A 17,923-nucleotide genomic window follows, 5' to 3' on the forward strand; every position below is an offset into this window, starting at 1 on the left:
CACTCGGTTGACCGCATACCGGCGCTCCCCCGTCAAGCGCAACATACTGCGCCAATCGGAGGAAGAAGAGTCACGGTTGAGGCGCGCCACCCGAGTGGGCGTCGAGAGTCGGGTGAACGGTGGGGCTGGTGGGGTGAACGGGACCCCGGGGGTGTGACCGGCCGGGGGGTGGTCGGATCCCCCTCCTCCCCGGATCGGGTTCGCGGGCGGAACACCGATGGCAGCGGCGCCCCGGATTCCTAACGTTGCTCCCAACGCCGGATCAGAGAGGTCCGGAAGGAGCAACCCTGGAGTGCACGATGCCGGCGACCGAGGCCAAGACCCTGCTGCAGTTCCTGCTCGACCTGCTGCGCGACCCGCAGACCCAGGCGGCGTTCGACGCCGACCCCCAGGCCACGCTCACCGCGGCCGGCCTGGACGGGATGTGCTTCGCCGACGTGCGTGACGCGCTGCCGCTGGTCATGGACCACGCGCCCGCCGCCGTCGCCGCCCGGTACGACGACGACGTCCGCGCCGCCTCCGCCTCGGCCGTCGCGGTCGTCGGCGAGGACTACCACCACGGCCACGACGAGCACCACTGGATCCCCGGCCCCGTCCTCCCGTCGCACGCCCCGGAGGTCGACAAGGTCATCCAGCAGCTGCAGTACGTCACCAACAACTACGCGTACGACTCGCACGACACGAACCTCGAGACCAACCTCGAGCAGAACATCCGCGCCAACGGCGACGTGACCACCACGCTGAACCAGCCCGTCGCCTCCGGCGCCGGTGCGGTGGCCGCGGGCGGCGCCATCACGTCCCCGGTCGCGACCGGCGCGGGCTCGTCGGCCGCCGACAACGGCTCGCAGGCCAACGGCAGCGGCACCGCGGCCTTCGGGGGCGGCAACGCCTCGAGCGTCGGCGGCTCGATCGGCGTCGACCACGGTGGCGCGGTCTCGCTGCAGGGCGCCGCGACCGGTGGCGCCGACAACTCGGCGACGAACTTCGGCTCGGGCGCGGCCGCCAGCAACGCCGCGGCGACCCACACCGAGACGCCGACCACCACGGTGACCCAGACCGACAACAGCCAGACCGACAGCAACAACGCCGACAACTCGCAGCACACCAACACCAACACCGGTGCCGGCGACCAGACCGCCGCCGAGCGCGAGGCCTCGCCGCTGTTCGCCCACGAGGACGCGGCGCACACCGCCGCGGCCGACACCCTGGCCGCGCACGACCACGCCCTGGTCGAGCACCACGCCTGATCGGGCACGACGTCCCGGGGGCTGCCCCCCGCACCCCGCCCCCGGGACGGGTCGTGGCGACCGCGCCCGCCGCGACCCGACCGGCAGCCGGGGCCCCGCCACGTCAGGGGCCCCGGCTGTCCTGCGTGTCCACCGTCCGAGGCGCCCGCGTCGCCCCGGCCCCGTCGAGGCCGGGCGTTAGAGTCGGCCGAACGGGCCAACGTGTTGGTTCGATCAGACGGAGCGGGGGCCGGACCGACGCGGGGGGCGACGTGGAGGGGCAGGACACCGGGGCGACCGTGACGGCCGGTCCCGACCGGGACGAGGCACGGGCGGTCACCGCGCTGGCCGTGCGGGCGGCCGCGGCGTACGGGCGCCCCGACCTCGCGGCCGACCTCGACGCGGCGGCGGACCGCCTGGCGGACCCGGGGGCGCGGGTCCTCGTCGTCGGGGACTTCAAGCAGGGCAAGAGCGCGCTGGTCTCGGAGCTCGCAGGAGCGGTCGTCTGCCCCGCGCACGACGACGTGGCCACGCGACTGCCGACCGTGGTCCGGCACGGCCCGGAGCCGGCGGCGGTGCTCGTCGGCGCGGGCGAGGAGGGGACCGAGGTCCGACGGCGGGTCACCGCGAACGAACTCACGGCCGCCGTCACGGGACGGACCGACGGCTGGGACCACGCCGAGGTCGAGCTCCCCGAGGGACTCGTCGCCGACGGGCTCGTCCTCGTCGACATGCCGGGGGAGGGCGGGCTGCGCTCGGCCCGCGGCCTCGCGGTGCGGGCGGGCTTCCCGGCCGCGCACGCCGTCGTCGTCGTGACCGACGCGTCGCGGGAGCTGACCGCCCCGGAGCTGGCGCTCCTGCGGGCGGCGGACCGGCAGTGCGCCACCGTCGTCGTCGCGCTGACCAAGGTCGACCTGCACCCGCGCTGGCGGGAGGTCCGCGACCTCGACCGGCACCACCTGCAGGCCCACGACCTCCGCCGCGTCCGAGTGGTCCCGGTGTCGTCGACCCTCGCGGCGCACGCCCGGCGGCTCGGCGACGACGGGCTGCTGGCCGAGTCCGGCGTGCCGGCGCTGGCGGACCTGCTCCGCGCCGAGGTCGCCGACCCGGCGGGCGCCCGGCACGCCGTCGCCGTGCTCGACCAGGTCGCCGAGGCGGTCACCGAGTTCGCCGCGGCCCTCGAGGCCGAACGGATCGGGCTCGAGGACCCGGCCCGCGCCGCCGAGCTGGCCCGCGAGCTCACGGCCGCCCGCGCCCGCGCCGCCGAGCTCAAGGAACGCAGCGCCCGCTGGCAGCAGACGCTGGCCGACGGGGTCGCCGACCTGGTCTCCGACATCGACTGGGACCTGCGCGACCGGATCCGCCATGTCGTCCGCGCCGGGGAGGAGGCGCTCGACGCGGCCGACCCGGCGTCGTCGTGGGAGACCTTCGCGCCCTGGTTCACCGACGAGATCTCGGAGGCGGTCACGACGACGTTCATCTGGGCCGGGGAGCGCACGTGGCGGTTGGCGGAGCGGGTCGCCGAGCACTTCGCGCTCTCCGGCGACTCGGTGCGCTCGCAGCTGCCCGGCGCCCCGGCCGCGACCGCCCTCGTGGCGCCCTCGCCCCCGGAGTCCCCGACGGAGCAGACCATGCCCGGCGGGATGGTCGTGCGGGCCGAGCTGCCCGACGTGCCGGGCATCGAGCTGCCCGAGCTGGAGCGGATCGGCTGGGCCAACGGGTTCGTCGTCGGGATGCGGGGGTCCTACGGCGGGGTGCTCATGGTCGGGATGGTGACCACGCTGTCCGGCCTCGCCCTGATCAACCCGTTCTCGGTGGGGGCCGGTGTGCTGCTCGGGTCGAAGACCATCCGCGACGAGCGCAAGCGCGCCCTGCAACGACGGCGGGCGGAGGCCAAGCAGGCGGTCCGACGCCACGGCGACGAGGTGCTGCACCTCGCGAGCAAGCGGTCCCGGGATCTGCTGCGCGACGTCCAGCGCACGCTGCGCGACCACTTCACCGCGCAGGCCGAGTCGCTCGCCCGCTCCGTCGCCGACGCCGTGACCGCGGCCGCCGCGGCCCAGGAGATCGAGAGCGGTCGGCGGGAACGGCGGCTCCGCGACGTCACCGCCGAGCTCGCCCGCGTGGAGCTGCTCGCCGGGCGGGTCGCGGCCTGCCGGGCGTCGTTCGTCGCCACCCTCGCGCGTGGGGGGAGCCCTCGGGCCACGAGGGCCTCCCACGACCGCGAGCTGACCGCCGGCGGTGTGCGATGAGCCGACTCCTCGACGAGACGCGCGGGGTCCTCGACCACGCGCTCACCGTGTTCGCCGCCGACCCGCACGTCGTCGGCGCCCTCACCGCGCACCGCGCCCGGTTGGGTGGCCCGCTGCGCATGGCCCTCGCCGGCTCGATCAAGACCGGCAAGTCGACGCTGCTCAACGCCCTGGTCGGCGAGCAGATCGCGCCGACGGGCGTGGGGGAGTGCACCCGCGTCACCACGCACTACGCCGACGGGCCCAGCCCCCGCATCGGGGTGACCTACCGCGGCGCGCCCCGCGACGACGACCCCGTCGAGCTGCCCGCCCTCCACCGGCGCGGCTCGCTGGTCATCGAGACCGAGCGCCTCGACCTGGCCCGCGTCGCCGCGCTGCACGTCGACTGGCCCACCCAGCACCTGCGCGACGTCACCCTCATCGACACCCCCGGCGTCGACTCGGCGGTGACCCGCAGCGTCTGGGGCGAGCTGTCCGAGGACGTCGTCGACTGCGTCGTGCACCTCGTGCGCCACCTGCACGAACCCGACGTCGCCTTCCTCGAGTCCTACGGCGACCGCGTCGCGGAGAACGTCGGGGCCGCGGGCACGCTCGTGGTGCTGTCGCGTGCCGACGAGGTCGGGGGCGGCCGGGTGGACGCGGTGATGGCCGCCCAGCAGGTCGCCCGCCGCTACCGCACCGACCCCGCGCTCCGGCCCTGGTGCGCCACGACGACGACCGTCGCGGGCCTGGTCGCCGAGACCGCCCGGACGCTGCGCGGAGTGGAGTTCACGTCGCTGCGGACCCTCGCCCGCCTCGACCGCGCCGAGCTCGACGCGCAGCTGCTCACGGCCGACCGGTTCGTGGCGGCCCGTGGGGTGCTGCCGTCGGGGACCCGCCTCGCGCTCCTCGACCGGTTCGGCCTGTTCGGCGTCCGGCTGGCCACCTCGTTGCTGCGCCGCGGCGTCGACGACTCGGCCGCCCTCGCCGTCGAGCTCGCGCGCCGCAGCGGCCTCGACGAGCTGCGCGACATCCTCGAGCAGCGCTTCCTCGCCCGCCGCGACGTCTTCCAGGCCCGGTCGGCCCTGCTCGCCGTCGACCGGTTCCTCGCCCGGGCCCGCGCGGAGGTCCCGACGACGGGGGTGGTCCCCCCGCGGCCGTCCCCGGTCCCGCGGACCCTGCCGCCGGCCGCGCCCGCCGCACTCGCCTCACTCACCGAGCACGTGGAGCGGGTGCGGACGGGGGCCCACGAGATCGTCGAGCTGGACGTCCTCACCCGGCTGCGCCGTCGCCCGCTCGAGGTGCCCGGACGGGCCGGGGCCGCGCTGACCGAGGAGGCCGAGCGCCTCCTCGGCGACCAGGGGGCGTCGGCGCCCGCCCGGCTCGGCGTCGCCGCCGAGACGGGCCCCGGCGAGCTGCGGGCCGTCGCCCTCGCCGCGCTCGGCCGCTGGCGCGGGCACGCCGACAACCCGCTCGCCGACCCCGACGCCGTCGAGACCGCGCAGGTCGTCGTCCGCTCGCTGGAGGGGCTGCTCGTCGAGCTCCCGCGTCCCGTGGCGGTCGGGGTGGGCTGACCCGGGTCGATCTCATCGACGTCGTCCCTGACGGGCGGGGAATTGTGCGCCCGGCCCGTACTTCACCTTGGGGCCACGGGTCTGCGTCGAGATGCGGACGAGAATCTCCCGTCCGACGAAATCCCGCAGGATGTCGCGCGCCCGGTAGACATCGACGTCGAAGATCCTCTGGATCGTGGCGCTGTTGATCGTCTCGTACTCCCGGACGTGATCGACGACCTTGCGGTCGATCTCGCTGCTCGATTGCCGGTGGTAGGCAACCGCGGGTCCGAGAGCGACGAGTCGACGTCGTGCATTGAGAGTCCTTTGGCGTGGACGACTGCCCGTCGTTTCTGCCAAAGCGTACTCAAAGGCTGCGGAGAAGCGTCGATGGGCCGACCCGGCGCCGGGAAGGATCCTGAGCCGACCCCGCTCACGGCCGTCCCACCCCGGCCCGATGTCTCGCCTACGATGGAGTGTCGGGTTCTCAAACACGTGGGGAGGTCGACGAGATGAACGCCGAGGAACGCCGGATCGCCGTCCTGCGCGCCATCGTCGCGGACTTCGTCGCCACCAACGAACCCGTGGGCAGCAAGGGCATCGTCGACCGGCACAACCTGGGCGTCTCCAGCGCGACGGTCCGCAACGACATGGCCGCCCTGGAGGACGAGGGCTACATCATCCAGCCGCACACCAGCGCCGGCCGGATCCCCACCGACAAGGGCTACCGCCTGTTCGTCGACCGCCTCTCGCAGGTCAAGCCGCTCTCGGCCGCCGAGCGGAAGGCGATCGCGACGTTCCTCGACGGCGCGGTCGACCTCGACGACGTGCTGCGGCGCAGCGTGCGGCTGCTCGCCCAGCTGACGCGGCAGGTCGCGGTGGTCCAGTACCCGACGCTGACGCGGTCGACGGTGCGCCACCTCGAGGTCGTGAGCCTTACGCCGGCCCGGCTGATGCTGGTGCTGATCACCGACACCGGGCGGGTCGACCAGCGGGTGGTCGACCTCGGCGACGTGCTCTCCGACGACGACGTCGCGCGGCTGCGCACGATGTTGAACCAGGCCCTCGTCGGGAAGCCCCTGACGACGGCCGCGGCGGCGGTCGCGAGCCTGCCGGAGGAGGCGGCGGATCTGCGGACGGTCGTGTCCACCGTGAGCGCGGTGCTGGTCGAGGCGCTGGTCGAGCACCCCGAGGAGCGCCTCGTGCTCGGCGGCACCGCCAACCTCGCCCGGCAGGGCGCCGACGCCGCCTCGCTGCGCGGGGTGCTGGAGGCGCTCGAGGAACAGGTGGTGGTGCTGCGCCTGCTCGCCGCGTCGAGCGACCCCGCCCAGGTCACGGTGCGCATCGGTGAGGAGAACGAGGCCGAGGACCTATTCGCCACCTCGACGATCTCCATCGGCTACGGCCCGGTCTCCGCACCGGCGCTCGGCGGCATGGGCGTCGTCGGGCCGACCCGGATGGACTACCCCAGCACGATCGCGGCGGTGCGGGCCGTCGCGCGGTACGTCGGCGAGATCGTCGGCGGACGCTGACCGGAACGCTCCCCTCAGGACAAGGACGACACACCAGCGTGGCCACGGACTACTACGACATCCTCGGCGTCAGCCGGGAGGCCGACGACGCGGAGATCCGCCGGGCGTACCGGAAGCTCGCCCGCGAGCTCCACCCCGACGTCAACCCCGACGCCGCGGAGCGCTTCCAACAGGTCAAGAGCGCCTACGAGGTGCTCTCCGACCCCGAGAAGCGCCGCATCGTCGACCTCGGCGGCGACCCCAACGCAACGGCGGGCGCCGGCGGCTTCGGCGGCAGCGGGTTCGGCGGGGCCGGCTTCGGTGGGCTCGGCGACATCATGGACGCGTTCTTCGGCGCGGCCGGCGGCGGTGGCGGGCGCGGTCCGCGCGGGCGCGTGCAGCCCGGCGAGGACGCGCTGATCCGCATCGACCTCACCCTCGAGGAGTGCGCCGCCGGCGTGGCCCGTGAGCTCACGGTCGACACCGCCGTGCTCTGCGAGCGCTGCCAGGGCGGCGGCGCGGAGGCAGGCTCGCACCCCGTCCCCTGCGACACCTGCGGCGGTCGCGGCGAGATCCAGAACGTGCAGCGGTCCTTTATCGGGCAGGTCGTCACGGCGCGCCCGTGCCCGGTCTGCCGGGGGCTCGGCGAGATCATCCCGAACCCCTGCCAACAGTGCGGCGGCGACGGCCGGGTGCGCGCGCGTCGCACGGTCACCGTCCAGGTGCCCCCGGGCGTCGGCGACGGGATGCGGATCCGCATGGCCGGGCAGGGCGAGGTCGGGCCCGGCGGCGGTCCGGCCGGCAACCTGTACGTCGAGGTCACGGAGGCCCCGCACGACTACTTCGAGCGCGACGGCGTGGACCTCCACTGCCACGTCTCGCTCCCGATGACCGCGGCCGCGCTCGGCACCACGCTGCGCCAGCGCACGCTCGAGGGCGACGAGGAGCTCCACGTCGACCCCGGCACGCAGCCCGGCACCGTGCACACGCTGCGCGGCAAGGGCATGCCGCGGCTACGCTCGTCCGGGCGCACCGACGGCCGCGGCGACCTGCTCGTGCACCTCGACGTGGCCGTGCCGGAGAAGCTCGACGCCCGCCAGACCGAGCTGCTGCGCGAACTCGCGTCGCTGCGCGGCGAGGAGCAGCCCGAGTACGCGGGCCAGGCACGCAACGGGCTGTTCGGCCGGCGCAAGGCGGCGGGGCGCGGTCGGTGACGCCCTCCCTCTGCTGGCAGCAACGAGTCGTAGCTGTCGTCCCGTGGCAGTAGCGCCCCATCGTCGGGCGGACTGGACCCGCCCGGCGCTGTTCCTCGTCGAGGCGGTCCCGACGACGGGTGCGACGGTCACCCTCGACGGGCCCGAGGGCCGGCACGCCGCGGACGTGAAGCGCGTGGCGCCCGGCGAGGTGATCCTCGTCGGCGACGGGGCCGGGACCCGGGCGCGCGCGGAGGTCACGGCGGTCGGGAAGGGCCGGGTGACCGCGGAGGTCCTCGAGACCCGCACCGACCCGCCGTCGGGAACGCGGTTGGTCCTGGCGCAGGCGCTGGCGAAGGGCGACCGCGGGGAGCTCGCCGTCGAGACCGCCACCGAGGCGGGGATCGACGCGGTGATCCCGTGGCGCGCCGAACGCTGCGTGACCCGCTGGGACGACGGACCGCGCGGGGCGAAGCAGCTGGCGAGGTGGCGCTCGAGCGTCACCGAGGCGGCGAAGCAGTCGCGGCGGGCGTGGGTCCCGGAGGTGTCCGAACCCCTGACGACGAACCAGCTGGCGCAGCGCCTCGAAGGTGCCACGGGACTGCTGCTGGAGGCGACGGCGGAGGTGTCGGTGGCGGACGTGGAACTGGGCGGGGAGGTCGTGCTGCTCGTGGGGCCGGAGGGCGGGGTCACGGACGCGGAGACCGCACGGCTGGTGGCCGCGGGCGCGACGCCGGTGCGCCTCGGCCCGGACGTGCTGCGCACCTCGACCGCGGCGGCCGTCGCGCTCGGCGCGCTGGGTGTGCGGACCGGACGGTGGGAGGCGTGATGGCCCGCCGGAGCCTGCTCGCAGCGCTCGGTCTCACGGGGCTGCTCGCCGCGTGCTCGACGAGCCCCGCCGGCACCACCCCCGCCCCGCGACCGGGGACGCCGGAGCCGGTGCCGCTGCGCTACGGCCCCGACCCGTCGCAGTACGCGGTGCTCCACCTCCCGCCCGGGGACCCGGGGGAGGGGGCGGAGGGGCCGCTCCCCGTCGTCGTCGTGATCCACGGCGGCTACTGGCGCTCCGCGTACGGCCTGGAGCTGGGGACCCCGCTCGCGGTGGACCTCACGAACGCCGACGTCGCGGCCCTGAACGTCGAGTACCGGCGCGTCGGGGACGGCGGCGGGTTCCCGCAGACCCTCGACGACGTCGCGGCCGCGGTCGACCTGCTGGCGAACCAGGGCCGGGACGCGGCCCGCCGCGCCGGCCGCGACCTCGACCTGCGCTCCGTCGTGCTCCTCGGCCACTCCGCGGGCGGGCAGCTCGCGGCGTGGGCCGCGTCGCGGACCCGGCTGCAGGCGCCCGCGCCCGGCGCGGACCCGGTGGTCGTGCCGAAGGGCGTCGTCTCCCAGGCCGGGGTGCTCGACCTCGTCGCCGCGGCCCAGCAGGGCCTCGGCGGCGGCGCCGTGGTGGACCTGCTCGGCGGCGACCCGATCGGCCAGGCCGCCCGCTACGCCGTCGCCTCCCCGACCGCGCTGGTGCCGGCGTCGTGCCCGGTCGTCGCCGTGCACGGCACCGCGGACGACACCGTCCCGATCGACCAGTCCCGCCGCTACGTCGCGGCGGCCACCGCGGTGCGCGGCCAGGCGCGGCTGGTGGAGCTGCCGGGCGTCGACCACTTCCAGCTCATCGATCCGGCCACGCCCGCGTGGCGGACGATCCGCGACGAGGTGCTGGGGCTGCTCCGGTAAACGGCTCGCGCGGGGCGGCGACGGGTGTAGCGTCGCGGCCATCATGGAGTTCTGACGACGCCTCGACCCACGCTGCGGCCCTCGCCCGGCGGGGTCCTCGCTCTCCGATCCGCGGAGCGTCGTCATGTCTTCCGGTCTCGGGCCCGTCGTCGCGCAGGGCCTCGTCCGCTCCTTCGGTGCCCGTCGCGTCCTCGACGGTGTCGATCTCACCGTCGCCCCCGGCGCCCGCCTCGGGCTGATCGGGGAGAACGGCAGTGGCAAGTCGACCCTGCTGCGGCTGCTCGCGGGGGTCGACGGTCCCGACGCCGGGTCGGTGCGGGTCCCGGCCGACCTCGTGTACCTGCCGCAGGAGCCCGCCGTCGACGCGGACACCACGGTCGGCGGGATGCTCGACGACGCGCTGCGCCCGTTGCACGACGCGGTCGCGCGACTGGAGTCGCTCGCCACGCTCCTGGGCTCCGAGGCGGACGGGACCGGGGCCGACGTCGCCGCCGAGTACGACGCGGTGCTCGCCTGGGCCGTCGCCCACGACGCGTGGGACGCCGACCGGCGCGCCGAGGTCACCGCGGCGACCCTCGGGGTGGCCGAGCTCGACCGCGCCCGGCCGGTGGGCACGCTCTCCGGCGGTCAGCGCACGCGGCTCGCCCTCGCGGCGGCCCTCGTGCGGCGGCCAGCGGCCCTGCTGCTCGACGAACCGACCAACCACCTCGACGACGCGGCCCTCGACCTGCTCGAACGCAGCCTCGTCGAGCTGCCCGGCGTCGTGGTCGCGGCGAGCCACGACCGGACGTTCCTCGACCGCGTCGCCACCGAGCTCTACGACCTCGACGCCGGGGTCCTCGGCACCGACGGCCGGGGCGGGCGGCGCTTCGGTGGAAGCTACGGGGCGTACCTGGTGGCGCAGGCGGACTCGCGGCGCCGGTGGGAGGAGACGTTCGCGGCACAGCAGGAGGAGATCGCGGCGCTGCGGGCGCGCACGCACGTCGACCTGCGGTCGATCGCGCCCGGCCGCGGGCCCACCGACAACGACAAGTTCATCACGGCGTTCAAGGGCGCCCGGGTCGAGCGGACCCGCGCCCGCCGGGTGCACGACGCCGAGCGCCGACTCGAGGTCGCCGAACGGGAAGCCCTCCCGAAACCTCCGGCGCCCCTGCGGTTCCAGGCCCCGCCGCCCGCCGGCGCCGCGACGGTGTCGGTCCGCGGTCTGCGGGTGACCGGGCGGCTCACGCTGGACCGGCTCGACGTCGGGAACGGGGAGGGACTGCTGGTCACGGGGCCGAACGGCGCGGGCAAGTCGACACTGCTCGAGGTGCTCGCCGGGGACCTCGTTCCCGGCCGCCATCCCGGGGTGCAGGGCTCGGTGGCGGTGGGCGCGCGGCGGATCGCGCTCGTCCGGCAGGACCCGTCGTTCGACCGCGACGACCTCACGGCGGCGGCGACCTACGCCGCGGCGGTCGGAACGGAGGCGGCGGAGACGGTGCCGCTCCGGTCGCTCGGGCTGCTGCATCCGCGGGACCACGCCACGCCGGTCGGGGCGCTGAGCGTCGGGCAGCGGCGTCGGCTCTCGCTGGCGGTCGCCGTGGCCCTCCGCCCGGACCTGCTCCTGCTCGACGAGCCGACCAACCACCTCTCGCTGCGCCTGGCGGGGGAACTGGAGGCGGCGCTCGACCGAACGGCGGCCACCGTCGTCGTGACCTCGCACGACCGCTGGTTGCGTTCCCGCTGGCGGGGTCCGACGCTGGATTTGCCTGTCAGGCTGTCGGTCTAGACTGATTCACGCACGCATCACCGCACGGGGAGCACGCATCCTGAGTCCCACGTCCACCGACTCGTCCGGCGAGTCGCGCATCGTCGTCCCCGAGTCCGCGCTGCTCGCGCTGTTGGGCAAGCGTGACGAGAACCTCCGTGAGGCCGAGGACCTGCTGGACGCCGACGTCCACGTCCGCGGCAACGAGCTGACGCTCACCGGCCCGCCGCCCGACGTGGCGTTCGCCGAGCGCGTCTTCGCCGAGCTGGTCGTGCTCGCGAGCCGGGGCCAGCACATCGACCCCGACGCCGTCCGTCGCACCGTCCGCATGCTCGGCGACGACGCGGCCGAGACCGCGTCGCCGGCCGAGGTGCTGAGCCTGGACATCCTGTCCCGGCGCGGCCGCACCATCCGACCCAAGACGCTCAACCAGAAGCGGTACGTCGACGCGATCGACGTCAACACCATCGTCTTCGGCATCGGCCCGGCCGGTACCGGCAAGACCTACCTGGCGATGGCGAAGGCCGTGCAGGCGCTGCAGGCCAAGCAGGTCACGCGGATCATCCTCACCCGCCCGGCCGTCGAGGCGGGGGAGCGGCTCGGGTTCCTGCCCGGCACGCTCTCGGAGAAGATCGACCCGTACCTGCGCCCGCTCTACGACGCGCTGAACGACATGATGGACACCGAGGCGGTCCCGAAGCTCATCGCCTCCGGGACCATCGAGATCGCGCCCCTGGCCTACATGCGCGGCCGCTCGCTGAACAACGCGTTCATCATCCTCGACGAGGCCCAGAACACCACGCCGGAACAGATGAAGATGTTCCTGACGCGGCTCGGGTACGACTCGAAGATCGTCGTCACCGGCGACGTCACGCAGGTCGACCTGCCCGGCGGGCAGATGTCCGGCCTGCACGTGGTGCGGGAGATCCTCGACGGGGTCGACGACGTGTACTTCAGCGAGCTGACCAGCGCCGACGTGGTCCGCCACCGCCTCGTCGCGGAGATCATCGACGCGTACGGCCGGTGGGACGCGCGGCAGAACGAGGGTCCGAAGGCCGTACCCCCGCGCAACGGGCCGCCGCAGAATCGTCGGGAACGGCGGGGGCGGTAGATGAGCATCGAGATCGCGAACGAGTCCGGGGTCGACGTCGACGAGGCGCCGATCGTCGACGTCGCGCGCTACGCGCTGGACCGGATGGGCGTGAGCCCGCTCGCCGAGCTGTCGATCCTGCTGGTGGAGCTCGAGCCGATGGCCGAGCTGCACGAGCGCTGGCTCGACCTGCCGGGGCCCACCGACGTGATGAGCTTCCCGATGGACGAGCTGGACACGGCCAAGCGGCCGGACGCCCCGCCGTCCGGGCCGAGCCTGCTCGGCGACATCGTGCTGTGCCCGGCGTTCGCCCGGGACCAGGCGGTGTCGGCGGGCCACACGCTCGACGACGAGCTCCACCTGCTGACCGTGCACGGCGTGCTGCACCTGCTCGGCTACGACCACGCGGAGCCCGACGAGGAGGCCGAGATGTTCGGCCTGCAGGGCGAACTGCTCGGCGCGTGGCGGGCCGAGGTGGCCGAACGGGCGCGGGCGGAGCGGGACCGGCTGACGCGGGAGCGCCAGCGGGCGGCGGACGCGAAGCTCCTCGGCACGGTGGGTCTGGACGAGAGTCCGTCATGACCTCCGCCCAGATCGGGCAACTGATCGCCGCGCTCGTCCTGGTCCCGTTGGCCGGGGTGTTCGCGGCGGCCGACTCGGCGATCACCACGATGTCGCCGGCGCGCGTCGAGGGGCTGGTGCGCGAGGGACGGACCGGGGCGAGGGCGCTGGCCGCCGTCGTCGCCGACAAGCCGCGGCACCTCAACCTGCTGCTGCTCATGCGGCTCGCGTGCGAGGCGGTGTCCACCGTGCTGGGCGCCTACGTGGCGCTGCAGCTGGTGTCGTCCGACAGCTGGGCGGTGGTGATCGCGGCACTCGTCGTGATCGTCGTGTCGTACGTGCTCATCGGCGTGGGGCCGCGCACGATCGGCCTGCAGCACCCGTACGGCGTCGGGCTCGCGGTCGCCGTGCCGATCCGCGCCCTCGCCCGGCTGCTGGGCCCCCTGGCGTCGCTGCTGATCCTCGTCGGCAACGCCATCACGCCCGGTCGCGGCTTCCGGGACGGGCCGTTCAGCCAGGAGGTGGAGCTGCGCGAGCTGGTCGACATGGCGGAGGCCCGCGGGCTCGTCGACGACGACGAGCGCTCCATGATCCAGTCGGTGTTCGAGCTCGACGACACGATGGTCCGCGAGGTGATGGTCCCGCGCACCGAGATGGTGTGGATCGAGCGGGACAAGTCGGTCCGGCAGGCGCTCGCGCTCGCGCTGCGCTCCGGGTACTCGCGCATCCCGGTGATCGGCGAGAACGTCGACGACACGGTCGGCGTCGTCTACCTCAAGGACCTGGTGCGCTTCACCACCGCCCACCAGAACGACCCGCAGCATGCCCCCTCGGACCACCCCGGCGCGGTCGGCGAGATCATGCGGCCGGCGGCCTACGTGCCCGACTCCAAGCAGGTCGACGACCTGCTGCGTGAGATGCAGCGCACCCGCAACCACATGGCGCTCGTCGTCGACGAGTACGGCGGGATCGCCGGGCTGGTGACGATCGAGGACATCCTCGAGGAGATCGTCGGGGAGATCACCGACGAGTACGACACCGCCGAGCACCGCCCCCTCGACCGCCTCGAGGACGGGACGCTGCGGGTGTCGGCGCGGCTGCCCGTGGAGGACCTCGAGGAGGCCACCGGGGTCGAGTTCGAGGCCGAGGACGTCGACACCGTGGGCGGCCTGCTCGCGCAACGGCTCGGTCGGGTCCCGCTGCCGGGTGCGGAGGCCGAGGTCGGGGGCCTGCGGCTGCGCGCCGAGGGCGGGGAGGACGATCGGGGCCGCATGCGGATCGTCTCGGTGCTGGTGTGGGACCCGCGCCCGCCGTCGTCGGACGGTCCCGACGACGGCCCCGCCGACGACGAGGACACGCTCGTGAGCGCGAGCGGCCGACGCGGTGGAGCCGACGCGAGACGGAGCTCGACCATCGGAGCGAGAGAGGACCAGCGTGGTTGACGTGGCAGGCATCCCGGGACCCAGCCCGCGGCACGACGTCGTCGTGGTCGGCGGCGGCATCGTCGGGCTCGCCGTGCTCACGGCGCTGCTCGACGCCGGGCACACGTCGGTCGCGCTGGTGGAGCGGGAGTCCTCGCTCGCCGGGCACCAGACCGGGCGGAACTCCAACGTCATCCACTCCGGGCTGTACTACGCGCCGGGGTCGCTGAAGGCCCGGCTGGCCGTCGCCGGGTGCGCCGAGACGAAGGCGTTCTGCGCGGAGCACGACCTGCCCTACGCCGAGTGCGGCAAGGTCGTCGCCGCGACGAGCGACGACGAGCTGCCGCGGATGGCCGAGCTGGTGCGCCGCGGGCGGGCCAACGGCGTCGAGGTGCACGAGTTGGACGCCGCCGGGGTGCGCGACCGGGAGCCCGCCGTCCGGGCCGTGGCGGGGCTCTTCGTCCCCTCGACCGGCATCTGCGACTACGAGGCGATCACCGTGAAGCTCGCCGAGCTCGCCGTCGCGCGGGGCGCGGTGATCCACACCGGCCGGGCCGTGCGGTCGACGGTGCGCCGCCGTCGGGACGTGGTGGTCCACACCGACGGCGGGGACCTGCTCGCCGGGCAGGTCGTGGTGTGCGCGGGCCTGCGCTCGGACGAGATCGCCCGTGCCTCCGGCTTCGACCCCGGCGTGCGCATCGTGCCGTTCCGCGGGGAGTACTCCGACCTGCGCGGCCCGAAGGCCGACGCGATCCGGGGGCTGGTCTACCCGGTGCCCGACCCGGCCTTCCCCTTCCTCGGGGTGCACGCCACGCGCGGGGTCGACGGCTCGGTGCACGTGGGCCCGAACGCCGTGCTCGCGCTCGCCCGCGAGGGCTACGACTGGCGGACGCTGAAGGCGCGGGAGCTCGCCGGCACGCTCACCGACCCGGGCTTCCTCGCCCTCGCCGCCAGGCAATGGCGCTACGGGCTCGGCGAGATGCACCGCTCGCTCTCCAAGGCGGCGATGGCGAAGGCCGTGTCGAGGATGCTCCCCGGCGTGACGGCGGACGACCTCGAGCCGCCGCACGACGTCATGCGCCGGGCCGGGGTCCGGGCGCAGGCGGTGCGGCCGGACGGGTCGCTGGTCGACGACTTCCTCTTCGCCGAGGACCGCGCCGAGGACGTCTCGGTGCTGCACGTGCTCAACGCGCCCTCGCCGGCGGCGACCGCGGCCCTCCCGATCGGGCGCGAGATCGTCGCCCGGCTCGAGGGCAAGGCGGTGGAGGCCGCGTGACCCAGCCCTGGCCGGAGGACTTCCGCTCCGGGTTCGCCTGCTTCGTCGGCCGCCCCAACGTCGGGAAGTCGACGCTGACGAACGCGCTGGTGGGGCAGAAGGTCGCGATCACGTCGTCGCGGCCGCAGACCACGCGGCACGCGATCCGCGGCATCGTGCACCGGCCCGACGGGCAGCTCGTCCTCGTCGACACGCCGGGCCTGCACAAGCCGCGGACGCTGCTGGGGGAGCGGCTCAACGACGTCGTGCGCACCACCTGGGCCGAGGTCGACGTCGTCGGGTTCTGCGCGCCGGCCGACCAGGCGGTGGGGCCGGGCGACCGGTTCATCATCTCGGAGCTGCGCAAGGTCGCCGACCGCACGCCCGTCGTCGCGATCCTCACCAAGACCGACCTCGCCCGCCCCGAGGTGATCGCCGAGCGGCTGCTGGAGCTGTCCCAGCTCGCCGACTTCGCCGAGATCGTGCCGGTGTCGGCCGTGTCCGGGAAGCAGGTCGACCTGCTGACCGACCTGCTGCTGGCCCAGATGCCGCCCGGCCCGCCGCTCTACCCCGAGGGCGAGCTCTCCGACGAGCCGGAGACGACGATGATCGCGGAGTTCATCCGCGAGGCCGCCCTCGAGGGCGTGCGCGACGAGCTGCCGCACTCGCTCGCCGTCGTGGTCGAGGAGATGGTGGAGGGCAAGACCCTCAAGATCCGGGCCGAGATCTTCGTCGAACGCCCCTCGCAGAAGGCGATCGTGATCGGGCGCGGCGGCTCACGGCTCAAGGAGGTGGGCGTCAACTCCCGGCAGCAGATCGAGAACATGCTGGGCACGCAGGTCCACCTCGACCTGTTCGTCAAGGTGGCCAAGGACTGGCAGCGCGACCCCCGGCAGCTGCGCAAGCTGGGGTTCTGACCGCCCCTTCGTGGCAGCGAAGCGTCGTTGCTGTCATCCAGTGGCAGGGAAGCCACATCGTGAGGTGCACGCCAGGCAGGGATCCGGAGCGCGACCCGGCCTGACGTGGCCCTCGCGCCGCGGCTACATCGAGTACGAGTACGAGAAGCTGCCGCCGCCGGCGATGATCAGCACCCAGAACAGGATCCAGAGCGCACAGCCGATCCCGCCGAGCACGAGCGCGGCGATCGCGAGCGCACGCCCGTTCTCGCCGGTCCGCGCGATCTGGCGCAGCGACACCCAGCCGCAGACCACCGCGACGAGCGGGACGAAGAACGCCGCGATCAGCGAGACGACCGAGAGCACGTTCGTGCGGGGCGGGCCGTACCCCACGGGCTGGGCGAAGGGTTGGCCGGAGGGTCGGCCGGAGGCGGTGGGGCCGGGGGCGAAGGGCTGCTGCTGCGGAGTGGTCATGACGGGTCCTTCCCGGATCGATGTGACTCTCGGTGACATTAGTCGGGCGCGGCCCCGGAGCAATGGGCCGAGCGAGTGAACGACGCACGATGTCGGACCGGAGTGCCAGGATGGTCGGCGTGGGCTTCTACCGCGACACCGGCGTGGTGCTGCGGTGTCAGAAACTCGGTGAGGCCGACCGGATCGTCACCCTGCTGACCCGACATCACGGCAAGGTCCGCGCCACCGCGAAGGGCGTGCGGCGGACCACCTCGAAATTCGGGGCGCGCCTCGAGCCGTTCGGCCACGTCGACCTGCAGCTGCACACCGGGCGCAGCCTCGACATCGTCACCCAGGTGCAGACGATCGACGCCTTCAGCGGTGACCTCGTCGCCGACTACCCCCGCTACACGGCCGGGTGCGCGCTGCTCGAGACGGCGGACCGCCTCACCCCGGAGGAGGGCGAGCCCGCCCGCGAGCTGTTCCTGCTCCTCGTCGGGGCCCTCCGAGGCCTGTCCACCGGGCGGCGCGACCCGCACCTCGTCCTCGACGCCTACCTGCTGCGCGCCATGGTCATCGCCGGCTACGCGCCCGCCCTCACCGAGTGCGCCCGCTGCGGCGTCGAGCCCGAGACCCCGCTCGACGCCCCCGCCGGCACGCACGGCTTCCACCGCCGCTTCGCGGTCGCCGCCGGGGGAGCGGTGTGCGACACCTGCCGGCCCGGTGGCGCGGTCGTCCCCTCGTGGTGGACCTGGCGGCTGCTCGAGGCCCTCCGCGACGGCGACTGGTCCGCCGCCGAGGAGAGCCCGCCCGACGCCCGTCGCGACGCCGCGGGCCTCGTCGCCGCCCACCTGCAGTGGCACCTCGAGCGGCAGCTCCGCTCGCTCCCGCTCGTCGACCGTCGCGGTGCGGTGCCCCGGGTGGACCTGGCGGACGGGGTCCCGGCGACGGACGAACCGGTCACGGAAGGAGTCGTGTGAGTCCCCTGCGTCAGCGCGCCGAACGGAGTCGCGGCCGGTCGGGGGCCCGGCTGCGCGGTCCGGGCGACCCGA

The 17,923-nt window shown here is 74.5% G+C and carries 16 protein-coding genes; 14 read left to right on the plus strand and 2 right to left on the minus strand.

Annotated elements, in window-relative coordinates:
- Nucleotides 1-299: 299 nt before the first annotated feature.
- From A3CO_RS0108830 to A3CO_RS31035, 3 genes are all read left to right on the plus strand, one after another.
- The gene (locus A3CO_RS0108830) at nt 300-1,247 is read left to right on the plus strand and encodes an IniB N-terminal domain-containing protein (RefSeq protein ID WP_018331883.1); all 948 of its coding nucleotides are present in this window, start codon (nt 300-302) and stop codon (nt 1,245-1,247) included.
- A gap of 251 nt (nt 1,248-1,498) precedes the next feature.
- A complete protein-coding gene (locus tag A3CO_RS38630; protein ID WP_018331884.1) occupies nt 1,499-3,478 on the plus strand; it encodes a dynamin family protein in 1,980 nt (659 codons plus the stop codon).
- Complete coding sequence (locus A3CO_RS31035; protein WP_018331885.1) at nt 3,475-5,031, plus strand: dynamin family protein; 1,557 nt, start codon at nt 3,475-3,477, stop codon at nt 5,029-5,031. Before A3CO_RS38630 ends, A3CO_RS31035 begins: the two co-directional genes overlap by 4 nt.
- 12 nt (nt 5,032-5,043) lie before the next feature.
- On the opposite strand, the gene A3CO_RS38635 is transcribed toward A3CO_RS31035, so the two are convergent.
- Nucleotides 5,044-5,370, minus strand: coding sequence for a hypothetical protein (locus tag A3CO_RS38635; RefSeq protein WP_211214426.1), 327 nt, complete (start codon nt 5,368-5,370; stop codon nt 5,044-5,046).
- Between the two features lie 152 nt (nt 5,371-5,522).
- On the opposite strand from A3CO_RS38635, the gene hrcA reads away from it, so the two are divergent.
- The 10 genes from hrcA to era all read left to right on the plus strand — a co-directional run bounded on the left by hrcA (nt 5,523) and on the right by era (nt 16,439).
- Nucleotides 5,523-6,542 (plus strand): heat-inducible transcriptional repressor HrcA, encoded by a 1,020-nt coding sequence (gene hrcA / locus A3CO_RS0108845; RefSeq protein WP_018331886.1) that lies wholly within the window; start codon nt 5,523-5,525, stop codon nt 6,540-6,542.
- A 38-nt stretch (nt 6,543-6,580) separates the two neighbouring features.
- Nucleotides 6,581-7,735, plus strand: a complete 1,155-nt coding sequence (dnaJ, locus tag A3CO_RS0108850) for a molecular chaperone DnaJ (protein WP_018331887.1) — start codon at nt 6,581-6,583, stop codon at nt 7,733-7,735.
- Between the two features lie 43 nt (nt 7,736-7,778).
- A complete protein-coding gene (locus tag A3CO_RS0108855; protein ID WP_018331888.1) occupies nt 7,779-8,543 on the plus strand; it encodes a 16S rRNA (uracil(1498)-N(3))-methyltransferase in 765 nt (254 codons plus the stop codon).
- Nucleotides 8,543-9,448 (plus strand): alpha/beta hydrolase family protein, encoded by a 906-nt coding sequence (locus A3CO_RS0108860; RefSeq protein WP_018331889.1) that lies wholly within the window; start codon nt 8,543-8,545, stop codon nt 9,446-9,448. The genes A3CO_RS0108855 and A3CO_RS0108860 overlap by 1 nt, the downstream gene beginning before the upstream one ends.
- Before the next feature lie 124 nt (nt 9,449-9,572).
- On the plus strand, nt 9,573-11,216 hold the full coding sequence (locus A3CO_RS0108865; protein ID WP_018331890.1) for an ABC-F family ATP-binding cassette domain-containing protein: 1,644 nt from the start codon (nt 9,573-9,575) through the stop codon (nt 11,214-11,216).
- A gap of 37 nt (nt 11,217-11,253) precedes the next feature.
- A complete protein-coding gene (locus tag A3CO_RS0108870) occupies nt 11,254-12,306 on the plus strand; it encodes a PhoH family protein (RefSeq protein WP_026204416.1) in 1,053 nt (350 codons plus the stop codon).
- The gene (ybeY, locus tag A3CO_RS0108875) at nt 12,307-12,867 is read left to right on the plus strand and encodes an rRNA maturation RNase YbeY (protein ID WP_018331892.1); all 561 of its coding nucleotides are present in this window, start codon (nt 12,307-12,309) and stop codon (nt 12,865-12,867) included.
- Nucleotides 12,864-14,288 (plus strand): hemolysin family protein, encoded by a 1,425-nt coding sequence (locus A3CO_RS0108880; RefSeq protein WP_018331893.1) that lies wholly within the window; start codon nt 12,864-12,866, stop codon nt 14,286-14,288. The genes ybeY and A3CO_RS0108880 overlap by 4 nt, the downstream gene beginning before the upstream one ends.
- 1 nt (nt 14,289) lies before the next feature.
- The gene (lhgO, locus tag A3CO_RS38980) at nt 14,290-15,543 is read left to right on the plus strand and encodes an L-2-hydroxyglutarate oxidase (RefSeq protein WP_026204417.1); all 1,254 of its coding nucleotides are present in this window, start codon (nt 14,290-14,292) and stop codon (nt 15,541-15,543) included.
- Nucleotides 15,540-16,439 (plus strand): GTPase Era, encoded by a 900-nt coding sequence (era, locus tag A3CO_RS0108890; protein ID WP_018331895.1) that lies wholly within the window; start codon nt 15,540-15,542, stop codon nt 16,437-16,439. The genes lhgO and era overlap by 4 nt, the downstream gene beginning before the upstream one ends.
- Before the next feature lie 123 nt (nt 16,440-16,562).
- Here the strand turns inward: era and A3CO_RS31040 are convergent, their stop codons facing one another.
- Entirely contained in the window at nt 16,563-16,892 is a 330-nt protein-coding gene (locus A3CO_RS31040) for a DUF4190 domain-containing protein (RefSeq protein ID WP_018331896.1), read from the minus strand.
- 110 nt (nt 16,893-17,002) lie between these two features.
- On the opposite strand from A3CO_RS31040, the gene recO reads away from it, so the two are divergent.
- The gene (recO, locus tag A3CO_RS0108900; protein ID WP_018331897.1) at nt 17,003-17,851 is read left to right on the plus strand and encodes a DNA repair protein RecO; all 849 of its coding nucleotides are present in this window, start codon (nt 17,003-17,005) and stop codon (nt 17,849-17,851) included.
- Nucleotides 17,852-17,923: the final 72 nt, after the last annotated feature.

It is taken from the genome of Actinomycetospora chiangmaiensis DSM 45062, from assembly GCF_000379625.1.
Taxonomy (GTDB): Bacteria; Actinomycetota; Actinomycetes; order Mycobacteriales; family Pseudonocardiaceae; genus Actinomycetospora; species Actinomycetospora chiangmaiensis.

Bases quoted from the DNA above. Each gene is read 5' to 3' on its own strand.
- ybeY (WP_018331892.1), top strand. From the start codon at position 12,307: ATGAGCATCGAGATCGCGAACGAGTCCGGGGTCGACGTCGACGAGGCG.
- A3CO_RS0108830 (WP_018331883.1), top strand. From the start codon at position 300: ATGCCGGCGACCGAGGCCAAGACCCTGCTGCAGTTCCTGCTCGACCTG.
- A3CO_RS31040 (WP_018331896.1), bottom strand. From the start codon at position 16,892: ATGACCACTCCGCAGCAGCAGCCCTTCGCCCCCGGCCCCACCGCCTCC.
- A3CO_RS0108880 (WP_018331893.1), top strand. From the start codon at position 12,864: ATGACCTCCGCCCAGATCGGGCAACTGATCGCCGCGCTCGTCCTGGTC.
- A3CO_RS31035 (WP_018331885.1), top strand. From the start codon at position 3,475: ATGAGCCGACTCCTCGACGAGACGCGCGGGGTCCTCGACCACGCGCTC.
- hrcA (WP_018331886.1), top strand. From the start codon at position 5,523: ATGAACGCCGAGGAACGCCGGATCGCCGTCCTGCGCGCCATCGTCGCG.
- recO (WP_018331897.1), top strand. From the start codon at position 17,003: ATGGTCGGCGTGGGCTTCTACCGCGACACCGGCGTGGTGCTGCGGTGT.
- A3CO_RS0108860 (WP_018331889.1), top strand. From the start codon at position 8,543: ATGGCCCGCCGGAGCCTGCTCGCAGCGCTCGGTCTCACGGGGCTGCTC.
- A3CO_RS0108865 (WP_018331890.1), top strand. From the start codon at position 9,573: ATGTCTTCCGGTCTCGGGCCCGTCGTCGCGCAGGGCCTCGTCCGCTCC.